Below are 15,724 nucleotides of genomic sequence, written 5' to 3'. Positions count from 1 at the left end.
GAAGGTTAGTCTAATCTGCAATGCCAGTGATTATGCTGACTATCTCACTAATTTTGGCTGATTTTTCATCCAGATTTCTAATAACTTCAGCTGAAGTCATTGATGATGTTTGTATCTCATCCATCTGTGAGATCAGGTTTTCCGACTGATTGCCGACATCCTGAATTAGATTGCTTGCAGTAGTTGCAGTCTCTGCTGCAAGTTGAGCATTTTCTGCTATACTCTGGGTATTATTGGTCATATCAGCCATAGCTAATGCAATCTCATCACTTTTGACAGATTGGCCCTGAGCACCTTCTGTGATTCTGTTGATCGCAGAGGATATCTGGCTGGCTGAGGCAGTTACCTCCTGTGAAGTGGCTGCCATTTCCTCGGCGGCAGAAGACACACTTATTGAACCATGCTGGACTTCTTCAACTAACTTTCCGAGATTTGATACCATTTTGCTCATGGAATTTGAAAGGATCCCTAACTCATCGGTTGAATCATTGTTTATCGTTACTGCAAGGTTGCCTTCAGATACACTGTTTGCAACGTCCACTACCTGACCCAGAGGTTTTGTTATGGATCTTGAAAATGTAAGACCAATCACTAAGCCCACAACCGCAAAGATCAACACAGCTGCAATCAGGCCATTTCTGATAGCATCCAGAGGCCCTGTGAATTCTTCTTTGTATGCTGTTGATGCAATATGCCAGTCAGTAGGTTCGTAGTAAGTATATGCTGAAACCTTTTCCCCGCCTTCCCATTCATATTCCACATACCCTTCTTTATTCAAGAGGATCTCCTGAATAAAGTCATTGTTGTATACGCTTTCGCCTTTACTGTTAGGGTGGATTAGCAAATTACCCTGTGAATCCATTACATAGAAGTATCCACTTTCACCTACTGTCAAGCCTAGTAGCTGCTCTTCCATTTCCTGCCAGAATGGGTCTTCATCAACACCTATACCAAGGATTCCTACTATATTCCCTGAATTATCCTTCATGGGCGCATAGGCTGACCTGTGCCATTCATTCACTACCCATGCTCTTCCATAATATACATCTCCATCCACGACTACGGTATCATATATTTTTTGTGATACTGCAGTTCCTGTGGCGCGGTTGCCGTCATCTTTTACATTGGTAGTGGAAACTCTTATGGCCTCTCCATCCATGACCTGGAAAATGGTGGCAGAATCTCCAAGCATGGAATTGATGTTGTCTACTACTTCATGGTTTCCATTTACAACATAATCCTCACCAAAGACTAATTGCCCATCTATTATCGATGGAGTACCTTTTGTTTCCATTAGCATCTGAGCAGCTTTGAGGTCATCATTGACTTTGTTCTGGGCGCTCTCGAAGGTACTCACAATATAAGTTTTTTCAATAACTAGTTGTTTTTCCAGATTTTCTTGTATCTCCCCGTTGATTGCTTGCTCTGCCTGTTGATATGCATATGCACCCATTAATACAACAGGTATAATAGAAAATATAAGTGCAAAAGTGATGAGTTTTCTTTTAAGGCTGATATTATTCAAAATATTCATCTTATATTCCTCATTTTCATATAAATGTTCGATTTTTTGGCTAACGTGAACTGCGCAAAATGCACAGGGTGTATAATATGAACTGTGCAAAATGCACAGGACGTTTAATATTATATATACAGTATATATAAATTTATTTATTATGTAATGGTTGCAATTTAATGACCGCCCAATGATGGCTACGGAAAGACTGTTTTTAGGGTGGAACGATAACTGCAGATTACTTTGAATTGCACAATAAAGATGAATCACTCAAAGGAGCAGAAGTTCCCGACAAGAACATTTACATATCACTAGGTATTTTTACTAACAATTTCATGTGCAGATAGCAATCTGAAAAAAAGCATGGATATTAACTTAATTTGATGAAGAGGCAATATATGAACATGAAGATCGATCCCTGGAGCGCATTGAACATTGACGACTATTCCAAATTATTCGATGAATTCGGGATACTGCCATTTGATGATATGGTCCGGGAGATAGAGGATCCTCACAAGTTCATGAACCGCAAGATAATTTTTGGACACCGCAGTTATGACCTCATCACTGATGCAATGAAGAATAATAAGCCATTCTCAGTAATGAGTGGATTCATGCCTTCAGGAAAGATCCATCTTGGACACAAAATGGTTATGGAAGAGATCATCTGGCACCAGCAGCAAGGTGGAGATGCTTTTGTTGGTATAGCGGACCGTGAAGCACATTCTGTCAGAGGAATGTCGTGGGATAAATGCAGGGATATAGGGATAAACGAGTATATTATAAGTCTCATAGCACTTGGTTTTGAACCAAATGGGCATATTTATTTCCAGTCAGGCTCAGAGCAGGTGAAGGATCTTGCATTCGAACTTGGTTCTAAAGCTAATTTGTCCGAACTCAGTGCAATCTACGGATTCACCGGCGAGACCAGTATCTCTCATATGTTAAGTGCAGTCACCCAAAGTGCGGACATACTTCACCCACAGCTTGAAGAATACGGTGGACCGAAACCAATAGTTGTCCCGGCAGGAGCTGATCAAGACCCACACATCCGCCTGACAAGGGGGCTTGGACACAAAATGAACATGTTCAAGATAGAGGGCCGGGAAGATAAGAAAGGAAACAAATATTTCAGTATCCGTAGCAAGGCTGCTCCACAAGAGGCCCTGAAAGAACTGAATGCGCGTATTCCCGGAAAGACAAAGCTTTTTGAAGGACATGTTGATGTCTTCAATGCTGATACTTTTGAACTTCTTCTGAAGACCGTCAGGGAAGTTGAAATTGAATTCGGGGGGTATGCGTTTGTACCGCCATCGTCAACATATCACCGTTTCATGTCTGGATTGCAGGGCGGGAAAATGTCAAGCAGTGTTCCGGATAGTTATATTTCGCTAACAGAAGATCCCAAGGGTGCTGCTAAGAAGGTCAAAAGGGCAAAGACCGGAGGCAGAATGACCCTTGAGGAGCAGAAGAAGCTTGGCGGTGAACCAGACAAGTGTTCTGTATATGAAATGTTCCTTTTCCATCTTGTGGATGATGATGAAGAACTGGCACAGATATACACAGAATGTCGTGAAGGAAGCCGGGTTTGTGGAAACTGTAAAGTCCTTGCAGCTGAAAAGACTGAAAAGTTCCTAAAAGAACATCAGGAATTACGTGAAGTTGCCAAAGACAGACTTGATGAATATGGATTATCAATTTAACAGGTGTAATAATGAGCTCCCAGTACAACCTTACATCCAATGAGAAGAATGTGTTGATCGCATTGGAAAATCTAAACGATGCAAGCCCCAGCGAGCTGGCTGAAAAATCAGAGATGAAAATGGAAACTGCAATGCAGGCTGCTTTTTTGCTTGAAGAAAAAGGACTTGCACAGGTAGAGGAGACAATAACAGAGATCTTCGAACTTACCGATGAAGGGAAGAAATACGCTGAAGAAGGACTTCCTGAAAGACAGATAATCAATTCCATTTCCGAACCCATAGCTATGGATGAGCTTAAAAAGAAGTTCAATCCTGCAGTTGCTGGTATCGCTACTGGATGGCTACGTCGTAAAGGCTGGGCAGGCATTGAAAAGGGAATGATAGTTCCTACAGGGGATGCTCAAATTGGTGCAGATGAACAGGTTCTGGCTATATTTGCTGGCGAGGAGAAGACGTTCGATGAGCTGGGCGCTGATAAGAATATCGTCAACGATCTGATAAAACGCAAACTTGTGGTAAAGAGCGAGAATAAACAAAGGAAGCTGATTATCACTCCCGATGGTGAGGAAATCGTTGCAGCAGGTATTGTTATCGAGGAAGAATTTGCACAGATTACTTCTGACCTCCTGAAAAGTGGTGAGTGGAAGAACAAGAAGTTCAGACCATATAATATTCATACAGCTCCAAAACCAATATATGGGGCAAAGATACACCCATATCAGCGCCTGATCGATCAGATGAGGCGTATTTTCCTGGACATGGGATTCACCGAGATCAAAGGTGAGGCCATTCAAAGTTCTTTCTGGAACTTCGATTCACTGTTCCAGCCACAGGACCATCCTGCAAGAGAGATGCAGGATACATTCCATCTTTCCAGTACATCAGAACTTCCTGACGAATACAAAAATCAGGTATGTGCTATGCATGAGCATGGAGGGGAGACTGAATCAATAGGATGGGGTAGCAAATGGAGTGAAGAAATTGCCTGTAAGGATGTCCTGAGGACACACACCACAGCATTAACCATTAAATACCTCGCAGATAACCCGGAACCTCCGATAAAGGCGTTCTCAATAGACAGGGCTTACCGCAGGGAAACCATCGACCCGACACACACACCGGAATTCGAGCAACTTGAAGGCGTTGTAATGGACAAGGATATGTCATTCTCAAATCTTCTGGGATGCCTTTCTGAGTTCTATCACAGAATGGGCTTTGAAGATGTTCGCTTCAGACCTGGATATTTCCCATACACTGAACCAAGTGTTGAACCGGAAGTATACGTAGATGGTCTTGGATGGGTTGAGCTTGGAGGGGCAGGTGTTTTCAGGAAAGAAGTCACACATCCACTGGGAATCAAATATCCGGTACTTGCCTGGGGACTTGGTGTCAGCCGTCTTGCTATGTTGAAGCTGGGACTTAAGGACCTGCGTCAGTTATACCATTCTGATATCGACTGGCTCCGCAAGAGCGAGGTATGCCAGCTTTGAACTGGCAACCATTATTTTATTTTCATCTTTTTGTGATTATCTTTGCAAGCAGGGATTTTTCGATATCTACTGCATCTGCAGGACAAAGTTCGCGGCAACAATAACATAGTATGCATTTTTCTTTGTTGACCACAAGGTGATCATCAACTTCTTCTATTGCATGAGCTGAACAGTTCATGGCACATGCACCGCAAAGAACACACCTTGAAGTATTGATCTTCGGTCTCATTTCAAAGTACCTGCCAAACATACGAGTGACGACAGGTGGAAAACTGGAGGTAATACCTCCGGATGAAGGTTTATACCTCATCTTCACTTCATCCAGTGAAGTGCCAACTATAACCGGGTCATTTGATCCAAACCCTCTTTCAATTGCAGCACTTGTAGTGGGAATTCGCATTGGATCAAAACCAATGAGTTCCGAAGCAACTACATCAAGTGAAACACAATCATAGGATGCCATTATCACACCTGTCTTCACCGGAGTGCCATGAGAGGGACCATTGCCTTCCATGCCTACCACAGCATCCATGACTGCTAGATGAGGTTTTACAACTGAGTACAGGTCGATAACAGCTTCACCAAATATTCTTCTGTCAGCCAGCAGATGCATTTCCTTTTGGGTTCTAAGGGGTAATGCCCCAAACATATTCTTGACGGCGCCTGTGTAGTAGGTCAGTTCGTGAGTTTTCATTTTTGGAAGCGATATGATCACATCTGCATCCATAACTGCCCTAGACATGTGTAACTTTGGAAAATGCATTGCTTCAGGGACATTAATTTCCACATACCCTGCTGTCTGAAAATTAATGAGTTCAACATTATGGGTCTTTGCGACTTCCTCGATTCCTGACATTTTGAATGCATCAGCCGTTGCTCCCGGATGGGTCATTCCAGAACCATCACCTATGACAGGTGTACCTCCAGCTTCCTGCACAAGTTCACACATAACAGCAACTACGGAAGGATGGGTTGTTACGGCATCCTCCGGTTTATGGGCAGCAAGGACATTTGGTTTGAGAAGCACACGATCACCTGCTGAAACCACAGACTTAAGTCCGCCTATCAGATTGAGCGCCTCTTTGATGCACTCTTTAGACTTAGAATAATCATCACATTTTACAATGGAAACTTTGTTACCCATGCCTGTATGTAGGAATTGTAGGTAAAAATACGTATTGAATATTTGTTCTCAGGTGCTTTGTCTTTTATATTGATAATTTAACAAAATAATTTCATTAGCAGTATAATAATAATGACATGCAAAGTAATTTAGGAAAGTATATGAATTAAGAAAGACATAGTTACTGTTACCGAGTGCACAGTTTAAAATTATATATGTGGAAGGTGGTTAACAATGAAAAGAATATTAATAATAATGCTCGCGGCAATGGTGGCACTGATGCTGGCAAGTGCTGCAGAAGCACCAATAGTAGTTGAAAATGATGGTGATGATTGCCAGTGCGGTACTGCTGTAATCAAGCTAAATGAGTGGGGCGATACTATCGAGAAGGGTGAGAGCGTAGTTGGAACCTACACAGATGGTCCAATTACCATAATAATTACAGAAGGCGACGGGCATAATCTTACATGGTCGTCTAATATACCAGTTTGTGAAGTAGTGACAAAACCAGGTACTGCACTAAATAGATACCCAGGAGGTATGGGTGGAACTATCAATGATCCAGATAGCCGCTTTATCAGCCATCTTTCATTCTGCTATACTCCAGGCAATGAGATCCCAGAATTCTCAACTATTGCACTTCCAATAGCTGCAATACTTGGTCTGGCATTCTTCTTCCAGCGCAGAAAGGAGTAATCTTACTCCTTTAACTTTTCTATTTTAAAACAACCTTATTCCATTGCTTCTTCTACACTTTTTCTGATGATGTAACCTGCTTCATGCAGGATAGTATCACCAATCTGTACATCCTTTTCCATGCTTGCGGTGCATGGGTATGCGTGGTGAGCGCTCGAGATGGTTTCTTTATAGTCTTTCAGGTCAGACCATTTCAGTTTCTTGGCAACGAACCATGTTGCACCACATGGAGCATCCCTTATTACTCCTACGTGTGTGAAAAGTCCGTTCACAGGATCGGTTTCGATATGTAGCAATGGACGGCCAAATCCCATTTTTACGAATTCATCTATCACTGGCTTTCCTGAAATATCAAGTGAACAGAAGGGTTTTGGGCATTCGCATTCCACTTCCTGTGACTCAAGTTTGTTTTTTACCTGTTCGGTCAGGCCAGCAGGCACCAGGCGTGAATCATCTACTGGTATTATTACGCCTTTTGCACCTGTCATTTCTGCAATATCGGGAACCGTCATCAACAGGTCCGGGTGCAGGTCTATGGCAATAATAAGGTCTGATAGGGGCAAATTATCTGGGATATATTCTATGGGTTCTTCGACAAAATCAGGAAGGTCTGTACGTAATTCAAAAAGACCAACTATCAAAGGTGCAAAACTTGCCCTGGGTTCACGGCAGTGGTCACACAGGTCTCCGCATGAAACGCAAAAACTATCCGAGTTGACAAGGTTACCAACAACCTTTTTCCCAAACTCTCCGGAATAAAAAATGCTTAAACGCATGCAAAAGCGTATACATATGATACTTAATAAAGTTCCCTACTTATTTTTCTGAACTTTTCGTATGGACTATACCCATGAGATAAGCAGGTATGCATCCAATTGCCGTACATGTTTCAAGGGAAACGCCATGTGATGTAATATCAAGATGGTATCTGGCAAGGCTAAAAAGGTCTTTTGGTAGCCCTTTTCGTCCAAGTCCCACCAGTATCAGGAAAGACTTATTATGCATTATTTCGTCTGCAATGGCTTCTGTAGTAATGGAAAACTTCTTTTCCGGTTTTGAAGTTGTCACGACCACAGAACCTAATTGTGGTTGGAATCCTTTCTTTGGCAGGTCAAAAACGAATAGGTGCTTTTTTTCATGCAACATCCTCAGATATTTACCTGATTCTCCAATAGTGGTTTTGTCCGCAACATACTCCACCAGCTCATCAGGGGTCATCTTAAATGGAAAATCAAAAAGAGCAAGGGAAAATCCGAATGCATGACATATAGGTGCAGCCCTTGCTATTGCTCGATAATGAGCATCCAGTACTTTGATCTTATCATATGTATTAACGATTCCTAATGTCAGCAACGATATCACCTTTTATTAATTTCCAGACGCAACACAGATTGTTTACAGTTATTAAACCTGTTGCACTTCGAACAATCATCCCATAATTCTTTCTTTTCGGAATCATCAAGTCTGATAAAACCCACTTTTTCAAAAAAGACAGGTGAAGTAGTTCTCGTAAATAAAATGGTCCCCTCCTTCATATCAACAGTAAAGGAATCCATAAGTAGTCTACCAATTCCTTTTCCACGATAATCCGGATAAACGGCTATGGAGTGAAGCTCCTGGAAGTTTTCTGTTTCCAGACATGCTGCACCAATGATTTTGTTGTCTATAACAGCAACCCTGAGATTCTCCATTGGGATACTTCAATACCATGGAAACAAGTGGACATTAGTACTTCAATGTCCGCTCTGTCCTGTGGTTCTGCTTTTCTTATCGTGACTTCTGGAATCATAATACTTCATCCATGCTTCCGCTTCTGAATCCTTTCATGTCCAGGGTGACATAACTAAAACCGATTTTCTCTAAATAAAAAACAACATCTTTCCGTATTTGCAACAATAAATGCATTTCATCAGGATTAATTTCTATGCGTGCACTTCCCTGATGATCTCGAACCCTTAATTCCTGAAAACCCCTTTCGATGAGAAAATCCTCTGCCATTTCCACTCTTTTGATGGCTTCCTCTGTTAGTGCATCTCCATACGGAAAACGGGAGGCAAGACAGGGTGATGGATGTTTGCTTGCAACAGAAAGTCCTAGTTGTCTTGCAATCTGCCTGATTTCATCCTTATTCACATTAAATTCAATGAAAGGGGAGTATACCTTCTCTCCTGCTTCTTCAATTGCTCTTTTTCCCGGTCTGTATGAATTGGAATCCGAAGCATTACTTCCCTCGAGAATGACATTAAAATCCAGTTCATCTTTTACGGAATTTAATACTCCGAGAATCTCTTTTTTGCAATGATAACATCTATTTGGTCCATTTTCAGATACCAGTGGCACCTTCAATTCATTCAAATAAATGATCATGTGTTCAATACCTATTTCTTCAGCAACCATTTTAGCACATTCCAATTCCCTTTTTGGAAATGAGTGGTTTTTGATAGTTACCGCCACTGCATTTTTTCCCAGGGTTCTATAAGCTATGGCCGCAAGGACAGAACTGTCCACTCCACCGGAAAAGGCAATTAGGACACTCTCTTTTTTGGAGATGCCACTTTTCAATAATTCAAGTTTTCCATTCAGCATTTACTGGGAATATGTAGAATATCTTATAATAGCATATTCTCACAAAACATAAAATAGGATTTTGACATATACAGGCTATACTTTTAACAATGGTGATAATGGATGGCATTTTTCGGAACTAATGGTGTAAGGGGAATAGCGAACGAATATATAACTCCTCAACTGGCAATCGATGTTGCAAGAAGTCTGGGGACGTATATGGGGTCAAGTGGTACAGTTGCTATTGGCAGGGATACAAGAGCTTCAGGTGAAATGTTAAAATCAGCTGCAATTGCAGGTGCACTTTCAGCAGGTCTCACAGTTATCGATGTAGGTATATGCCCTACACCTTCTGTCCAGTACTATGTGAAGGACCATGCAGATGCGGGAATTGTTATAACTGCATCACACAACCCAAGGGAGTACAATGGAATTAAATTGATAGCTGCTGACGGAAGTGAACTTTCAAGAGAAGGGGAAAGTGAGATCGAAAAGATATATTATTCAAAAGAGTTCAGTGCGGCATCCTGGGAAAGGACTGGAGACCTGCGCCACGACAGCAATGCCAATGAGTATTACCTCAGGGGCATTATTAATTCCGTGGACCATGAGCTTATACGCGGGAAAAGGTTCAAAGTTGCTGTGGATACGGGCTGTGGCGCTGGATCAGTTACGCTCCCGTTCCTTCTCCAGAAACTTGGCTGTGAGGTCATAACCATCAATGGTCAGGTAGATGGAACATTTCCGTGGAGAAATCCCGAGCCGACCCCTGACGTGCTAACAGAGCTTGCGTACATCGTCAAAAAATCAGGTGCTAACATGGGAGTTGCGCAGGACGGGGATGCAGATCGTGCAGTGTTCTTTGACGAGAATGGAAATTTCATTGAGGAAGAAGTCTTGCTTGCGATGATGGCAAAGTATGTTCTTGAAAGGAAAAAAGGTCCTGTTGTCACTCCGGTCAGTTCATCATTACGTATGCTTGATGTTGCCAGGGAAGCAGGTGTGGAACTTACGTGGACAGCTGTAGGTTCTATCAATGTGGCACGCAAGATGATGGAGATTGGCGGGGTCTTTGGCGGGGAAGGCAACGGAGGGTTGATCTTCCCGGAACACCAGTATTGCCGTGACGGTGCTATGGCATGTGCCAAGTTTTTGGAGATTATCGCAAGCGGGCAGAAATTATCTGAACTTGCAAGTAGTGTACCGCTGTACTTTAACTCAAAGACCAAGGTCAGGGCAGAAAACCTTCAGAGTACCATGGAGAATGTCAAAAAGGAAGTCCTCTCAAAAGACAATGAAGTTGATACGACAGATGGTGTAAAAGTATGGTATGATGACGGGTGGGTACTTATCAGACCATCCGGAACCGAGCCAATAATCAGGATATTTGCAGAATCAAAAACAAAGGAAAGGGCAGATGCCCTGATGAACGAAGGTATTGAACTGGTAAACAGTTCTAAGTGATCAGGCCTTGCCTCTGGATTCTCCAAGAACGATTCCCGTTGCAATTAAGTGAGCCACTCTCAGTGGCTCAGGAATATTACTTCTTGTTGAAGAGAGTTGAACTATTCTGGCAGCCATTTTTATTCCTATTCCGCTACATTGTATGAAAACGGGATTAGATGTGTCCTTTGTGATAACTTCAATGATGCTGCCAGCTTTTTTAATAATTTCCATTCTTTTTTCACCTTCCGGCAGGTGAGTAAGGGCCGATTCCATTTTTTCAAGATTAGGAAGGTCTCGCATGAGTACTATTACTGGAATATTCGTTTCTTGATTCAGGTGAACGATATCCACAGGGTTAAAGCCTCCGTAGGTAACACCATCAAGCATTATTGCCCGAATTTGCGGGAAATGTTTGCTTTTACGTACCATTTCAATGATACGATTGGTTGCATCCATACCATCACGGATTATTTCTGAGCGTAGTACTCCATCAAGCCACATGCCACCACGGAAGAAGGCCCCAACTATTGTGATAGTATCCGCTATAAGTGCAGAGTCATCTATCCCCAATATACGAATCTCATCTTTTATGTGGAAACGCGCTTTCACAAAAAATATTATAAAAAAAGTAATAGAAGTAACTTACCACCAGAAATGCTTAAATGAACATTCCTTCCGGCAGAACTTCTGTTTCGTTTTCTCTTTTTGTCATTACTTTCTGCACGGATTCAAGGAAATCATCCATGCATATGGTCTTTTTATCGAACCGAACAGCAAGCATACCTGCCTCCATGGCAATTGCATTGAGGTCTGCACCACTTGCCTTCTCTGTAAGTCTGGCCAGTTTCTTAAAGTCGATATCATCTGCAACAGACATGAAGCGGGTGTGTATCTTAAAGATATTCTCACGGGCTCCCTCATCCGGCATCGGTACATTTACGATTCTGTCAAACCTTCCGGGTCTGAGTATTGCAGGGTCAAGCACATCGATCCTGTTGGTAGCTGCTACTATCCTTACATCGCCCCTGTTGTCAAAACCATCCATTTCTGCCAGCAGTTGCATGAGGGTTCTCTGGACTTCACGGTCTGCACCGTTGGTGTCATTAAGGCGCCTTGAAGCTATTGCATCCAGTTCATCTATGAAGATGATACTTGGAGATTTTTTCCTTGCCATTTCAAAGAGTTCCCTGACAAGTTTTGCACCATCGCCGATATATTTCTGTATCAGTTCAGAACCTACTACTCTTATGTATGTAGCTTCTGTTCTGTGTGCAACGGCTTTTGCCAGTAATGTCTTCCCTGTGCCTGGTTCGCCGTACAGGAGGACACCCTTTGGAGGGGTGATACCTATGCGTGTGAAAGATTCCGGTTTTGTTAATGGCAATTCAACAGATTCGATCAGTTCCTGTATCTGAGCATCCAGTCCTCCGATATCTTCATAGTCAACATCCTGTGACTCCAATACCTCCATTGCTGAAACGGCAGGGTCTTCACTAGCAGGGATAACCTCCACGATAGCAAGTGTTTGCTGGTTCAATGCAACTTTTACACCTGGGACCAGTGAGTCCTCGTTCAGGTATTGTGATACGTTTACCATGAACTGCGGTCCTGTGGAACTTCTTACAAGGACCTTTTCCTCACTTATAACATCCATTATGGTTGCAACTACAAGAGGTACGGTCTTCAGACGGTCGACTTCTGCCTGTAATCTGCGTACTTCACGTTCATATTTAAGTTTTTGACTCTCGACAAAACGTTTTTCAGATTCTACCTGGTCACATTGTTCTTTCAGGAGATTATTCCTGGATTCTAGCTGTCTCATACGGTCTAGCAGATATTTGGAAAAATCTTCCTCATTATCTGAACCGACATAGTCATAATCTGCCTTGTTCACAGAGGTAAAATCATACCTTCTGTGCTCAAAGTCACTGTCAGTAGTCTCGCTCATGTGTCTCCGAATACTATTTAAGTGCAAACGGTATATAGCCCTTTCGTAAAGAAGAGCTTAGACCCTTTATGAGTTGAGATCTATGCAGTGTGAAATATGTGGCGCTGAAATAAGAGGCGAGTCTTTTAAAGTTAGCATTGATGGAAGTGAACTTACCGTATGTGGAAGATGTTCGCAATATGGAAAGTCAACTGGCAAGCGTGCTCCTGTGTCAAGGAAGGTTGCACCTGTTAGTCGCAGCCCTGTGACCTCAGGAACCCGCAGACCTCCCCGTAAGGCTCCAGAAATGGTAGTCGACGAGCTTATTGACGACTATGGTCAGGCTATACGGGAAGCCAGGGAACGTAAGAAATGGTCACATGATCAGTTGGCTTCAAAGATCAAGGAAAAAGCAATGTTGCTCAAGAAGATCGAGCGTGAGGAAATTATCCCTGAGGATGATGTTCTTCACAAGATCGAAAAAGCCCTTGACATCAGGCTTACAGAAAAAACCGGTGACAGTGACTGGAGTGGCGACCGCCTTAATCGTGGTACCACACTTGGTGATATTGTGAAGATAAAACGTAAATAAGGACAATTAGTGATAAAATGAGTCTTGACGCTAAAAAACTGGGATTTATAGGAACCGGGAAAATGGGCAGCGCATTAATAAATGGGATATGCAATGCCGGGCTCTTTTCCCCTTCCAATGTATATGCAAGTGACCTTTATGAACCATCTCTTGATGCGTTGAAGCAAAATGCAGGTGTCAATGTTTCCACCGATAATAAAGTTACAGTCGTTAACTCTGACGTAATTGTACTTGCAGTCAAGCCACAGATACTCCGAAAAGTGATAGCATCCATAAAGGATGACATTACTGAAGACAAGTTGATAATCTCTATTGCTGCCGGTGTCAAACTGGATGATATTGAAAAAGAATTCAACGAGGGAACTCGTGTTGTAAGGGTTATGCCAAACATAGCAGCAACAGTTGCAGAGGCTGCTTCAGCTATCACTCAGGGAAAGAATGCATCAAAAGAAGATGCTGAGGATGCACTTGCAATATTCCGTTCCGTTGGGAGTGCAATTCAGGTTTCTGAGAATCTCATGGATGCCGTGACCGGTCTTTCTGGCAGTGGTCCTGCCTACATATTCCCGGTAATAGAAGCAATGGCAGATGGTGCTGTATACGAAGGACTGGACAGAAGCAGTGCTCTGATTCTTGCAGCTCAGACAGTAATTGGTGCTGCAAAAATGGTACTTGATACTGGCATGCACCCCGGTGAGCTCAAAGACATGGTGACTTCGCCAGCAGGAACGACCATTCGTGGTGTTCGTGTTCTGGAAGAATGTGGTGTAAGGGCAGCTTTCATGAAGGCAGTGATCGAGTCATCAGACCGTTCAAAAGAACTAGCCAAATAATTCCTATCCATAAAACCATATTGTATATCTCTCAAAATAGAAAAGTTTATTATATTAAAAAGTTTTAACTATAATAGAGCTAGGGAATCCAAACATTAGGTGCGGGAAGTAAAAACGTAGTTCAAGAGATATGCATATGGAAAAATTGTACAAGGGGATTTTTTGGGATGGGGATTGACATTAAGTCTTTTGCTGTAATTCGCGGGGATAATGCTGACAAGGTCAATGTAGCATTACATGATCTTGAGCATTATGGAAGAATTAGGTTTGCATCAAAACCGAAAAGAATTGAACCACTTTACGCTGATAACCTTCTTGTTAGTGTTGCAGGTGTGCCACTTAGGGCAAAATGCAATTCTGCAGCATTGGTGGAACTCGACAACAATGCAGGTGCTGCCATTAGTAAGTTAAGGAAGATACATCCACCTGCTCATGTGGTAATAGTAAGCCCAAGACATGAGGTTTATGAAGAACTCATGGATAAGTCCGAACTATATCCTGAGTTCGAGCGGAATTTTGAACCTCAACACCATTGAGAGTAATAAATTTGGCTTTGGTAATTAAACATCGTTATATAATATGATGGCCTCTTTTTATATATGAATTGTCCAAAGTGTAAGAGTTCCAGTCATAAGAAGAACGGTAGGATTGATGGTCGACAACGCTACAAATGCCATGATTGTGGATACAACTATTCAGTAGATATAAAATCCACCGCTAGCCCCGTATCTGTTAAGCGACAGGCTTTACAACTCTATCTGGAGGGGTTGGGATTTCGTTCAATTGGACGTTTTTTGGGCGTTAGTCATGTTTCTGTTCAAAAATGGATTCGAAAATTTGGTAGTGAATTAGAGGATCTAAAAAGTGAAAATGAGATTTCTGTTGTGGAATTGGACGAGATGCATACTTATATTGGGAATAAAAAAACTACTGCTGGATATGGATTGCTGTTGATAGATATGGGAAGAAATTCATCGATTGCTCTTTTGGCAGCAGAGGAACAAAAACAGGACAAAAACTCTGGAAAAAGTTAAAGACAAAAGAGGTTGGGGAAGTAATGACGGATTATTGGAGGGCATATGCCAAGTTAGTCCCCAGAAACATCCATACTCGATCAAAAGCAGAAACATATACTGTTGAAGGATACAACAGCATATTTAGGCATTTCCTGGCAAGACTAAGGAGAAAGTCAAAGTGTTATACTAAAAGTCTTGAAATGCTAAAAATCTCCGTTTTGCTCTTAATGAAATATAGGAATAAAGAACTAGCTATGTTTAATTAACAATGCCATAAATTTATCTTAAAAAGAATCCGTAACGTCTGTAGCTTTGGTTATATCTTTTAGTTTTCTAACGTAGCTTGGAAGACTTTCAACATCTTTTATCTCTTTCTGGACCAGGCTGATAATCAAATCTCTTATCCTCGTTTCTGGGTTTGAATCCAATGATTGGAGATTTTCTACAAGTTTTGAAGCCAGTATATTTCCTCTTCTGTCCCAGTCAGTAAGAATGACTATTCTTTGACCACTTTCTGCCAATTCCTCGCAGAAGTTGATAAGTGAGTGATGGGTGGCAAGACGGAAATCTCCCTTCAGACCCAATGTCTTAAGGGCAACAATATCTCTTTTCCCTTCAACCACAATTATTGACTCTTGAATAGCAAGTTCCTGTAATTCATCCAATAGTTCTTCGATCATTTTCAGTCTTTTCTGATAAACAACAAAAGGTGCTTTTAATGGTTTTTTTGAATTTGTGTTTCTTCTTTGCATGAAAATATCCGTGGCTATTCTTTTAAAATACTGATTTTAGAGTTACTTTTCATCCGATTAAAAAC

Annotated in this window: 18 protein-coding genes; 8 read left to right on the top strand and 10 right to left on the bottom strand. The window is 41.9% G+C overall.

Translation table 11 applies throughout. From position 1 onward, the window contains the following. Positions 1-10: 10 nt before the first annotated feature. Positions 11-1,534, bottom strand: a complete 1,524-nt coding sequence (locus tag WN948_RS05515; RefSeq protein WP_342306001.1) for a methyl-accepting chemotaxis protein — start codon at positions 1,532-1,534, stop codon at positions 11-13. Positions 1,535-1,914: 380 nt separating this feature from the next. On the opposite strand from WN948_RS05515, the gene WN948_RS05510 reads away from it, so the two are divergent. Together WN948_RS05510 and WN948_RS05505 are read left to right on the top strand one after the other, a co-directional pair. Continuing rightward, positions 1,915-3,219, top strand: coding sequence for a tryptophan--tRNA ligase (locus tag WN948_RS05510; protein ID WP_342306000.1), 1,305 nt, complete (start codon positions 1,915-1,917; stop codon positions 3,217-3,219). 11 nt (positions 3,220-3,230) lie between these two features. After that, a complete protein-coding gene (locus WN948_RS05505) occupies positions 3,231-4,709 on the top strand; it encodes a phenylalanine--tRNA ligase subunit alpha (protein ID WP_342305999.1) in 1,479 nt (492 codons plus the stop codon). Between the two features lie 22 nt (positions 4,710-4,731). Here the strand turns inward: WN948_RS05505 and WN948_RS05500 are convergent, their stop codons facing one another. Continuing rightward, positions 4,732-5,853: a DUF362 domain-containing protein gene (locus WN948_RS05500; RefSeq protein ID WP_342305998.1), complete on the bottom strand. Its 1,122-nt coding sequence runs from the start codon at positions 5,851-5,853 to the stop codon at positions 4,732-4,734. 213 nt (positions 5,854-6,066) lie between these two features. Here WN948_RS05500 and WN948_RS05495 point away from each other — a divergent pair, with 213 nt between their 5' ends. Then, positions 6,067-6,528: a PEF-CTERM sorting domain-containing protein gene (locus WN948_RS05495; protein ID WP_342305997.1), complete on the top strand. Its 462-nt coding sequence runs from the start codon at positions 6,067-6,069 to the stop codon at positions 6,526-6,528. A gap of 35 nt (positions 6,529-6,563) precedes the next feature. Here WN948_RS05495 and WN948_RS05490 read toward each other — a convergent pair whose 3' ends face one another. From WN948_RS05490 to larE, 5 genes are read right to left on the bottom strand one after another with little or no spacing between them, the layout of a single operon-like run. After that, positions 6,564-7,304 carry a DUF166 family protein gene (locus tag WN948_RS05490; protein ID WP_342305996.1) on the bottom strand — a complete coding sequence of 247 codons (741 nt, stop codon included), beginning with the start codon at positions 7,302-7,304 and terminating at the stop codon, positions 6,564-6,566. A 40-nt stretch (positions 7,305-7,344) separates the two neighbouring features. Then, positions 7,345-7,881 carry a DUF531 domain-containing protein gene (locus WN948_RS05485; protein WP_342305995.1) on the bottom strand — a complete coding sequence of 179 codons (537 nt, stop codon included), beginning with the start codon at positions 7,879-7,881 and terminating at the stop codon, positions 7,345-7,347. A gap of 5 nt (positions 7,882-7,886) precedes the next feature. Next, entirely contained in the window at positions 7,887-8,219 is a 333-nt protein-coding gene (locus WN948_RS05480; protein WP_342305994.1) for a GNAT family N-acetyltransferase, read from the bottom strand. After that, positions 8,192-8,317 carry a hypothetical protein gene (locus WN948_RS05475; RefSeq protein WP_342305993.1) on the bottom strand — a complete coding sequence of 42 codons (126 nt, stop codon included), beginning with the start codon at positions 8,315-8,317 and terminating at the stop codon, positions 8,192-8,194. The genes WN948_RS05480 and WN948_RS05475 overlap by 28 nt, the downstream gene beginning before the upstream one ends. After that, positions 8,314-9,114 carry an ATP-dependent sacrificial sulfur transferase LarE gene (gene larE / locus WN948_RS05470; protein WP_342305992.1) on the bottom strand — a complete coding sequence of 267 codons (801 nt, stop codon included), beginning with the start codon at positions 9,112-9,114 and terminating at the stop codon, positions 8,314-8,316. The genes WN948_RS05475 and larE overlap by 4 nt, the downstream gene beginning before the upstream one ends. 102 nt (positions 9,115-9,216) lie before the next feature. Between larE and glmM the strand changes: the two genes are divergently transcribed. Next, positions 9,217-10,557 (top strand): phosphoglucosamine mutase, encoded by a 1,341-nt coding sequence (glmM, locus tag WN948_RS05465; RefSeq protein WP_342305991.1) that lies wholly within the window; start codon positions 9,217-9,219, stop codon positions 10,555-10,557. On the opposite strand, the gene WN948_RS05460 is transcribed toward glmM, so the two are convergent. Further along, positions 10,558-11,148, bottom strand: coding sequence for a DUF99 family protein (locus WN948_RS05460; RefSeq protein ID WP_342305990.1), 591 nt, complete (start codon positions 11,146-11,148; stop codon positions 10,558-10,560). It abuts the gene before it with no gap. A 49-nt stretch (positions 11,149-11,197) separates the two neighbouring features. Then, positions 11,198-12,487: a proteasome-activating nucleotidase gene (locus WN948_RS05455; protein WP_342305989.1), complete on the bottom strand. Its 1,290-nt coding sequence runs from the start codon at positions 12,485-12,487 to the stop codon at positions 11,198-11,200. 82 nt (positions 12,488-12,569) lie between these two features. Between WN948_RS05455 and WN948_RS05450 the strand changes: the two genes are divergently transcribed. From WN948_RS05450 to WN948_RS05435, 4 genes are all read left to right on the top strand, one after another. After that, complete coding sequence (locus WN948_RS05450; protein WP_342305988.1) at positions 12,570-13,058, top strand: multiprotein bridging factor aMBF1; 489 nt, start codon at positions 12,570-12,572, stop codon at positions 13,056-13,058. 17 nt (positions 13,059-13,075) lie between these two features. After that, positions 13,076-13,891 (top strand): pyrroline-5-carboxylate reductase, encoded by an 816-nt coding sequence (gene proC / locus WN948_RS05445; RefSeq protein ID WP_342305987.1) that lies wholly within the window; start codon positions 13,076-13,078, stop codon positions 13,889-13,891. A 167-nt stretch (positions 13,892-14,058) separates the two neighbouring features. Then, positions 14,059-14,427, top strand: a complete 369-nt coding sequence (locus WN948_RS05440; protein WP_342305986.1) for a DUF356 domain-containing protein — start codon at positions 14,059-14,061, stop codon at positions 14,425-14,427. A 63-nt stretch (positions 14,428-14,490) separates the two neighbouring features. Further along, positions 14,491-15,173 (top strand): IS1 family transposase gene (locus WN948_RS05435; protein WP_342303728.1). Its coding sequence is split into 2 segments (ribosomal slippage): positions 14,491-14,817 and positions 14,820-15,173, totalling 681 coding nucleotides; the frame shifts between segments, so codons are not numbered across the junction. 18 nt (positions 15,174-15,191) lie between these two features. On the opposite strand, the gene WN948_RS05430 is transcribed toward WN948_RS05435, so the two are convergent. Further along, on the bottom strand, positions 15,192-15,659 hold the full coding sequence (locus tag WN948_RS05430; RefSeq protein WP_342305985.1) for a toprim domain-containing protein: 468 nt from the start codon (positions 15,657-15,659) through the stop codon (positions 15,192-15,194). Positions 15,660-15,724 lie beyond the last annotated feature (65 nt).

The organism is Methanolobus sp. ZRKC5 (genome assembly GCF_038446525.1).
GTDB lineage: Archaea > Halobacteriota > Methanosarcinia > Methanosarcinales > Methanosarcinaceae > Methanolobus.
Note: the sequence above shows the minus strand (reverse complement) of the source record. Positions and strands in the feature narration are given on the sequence as shown.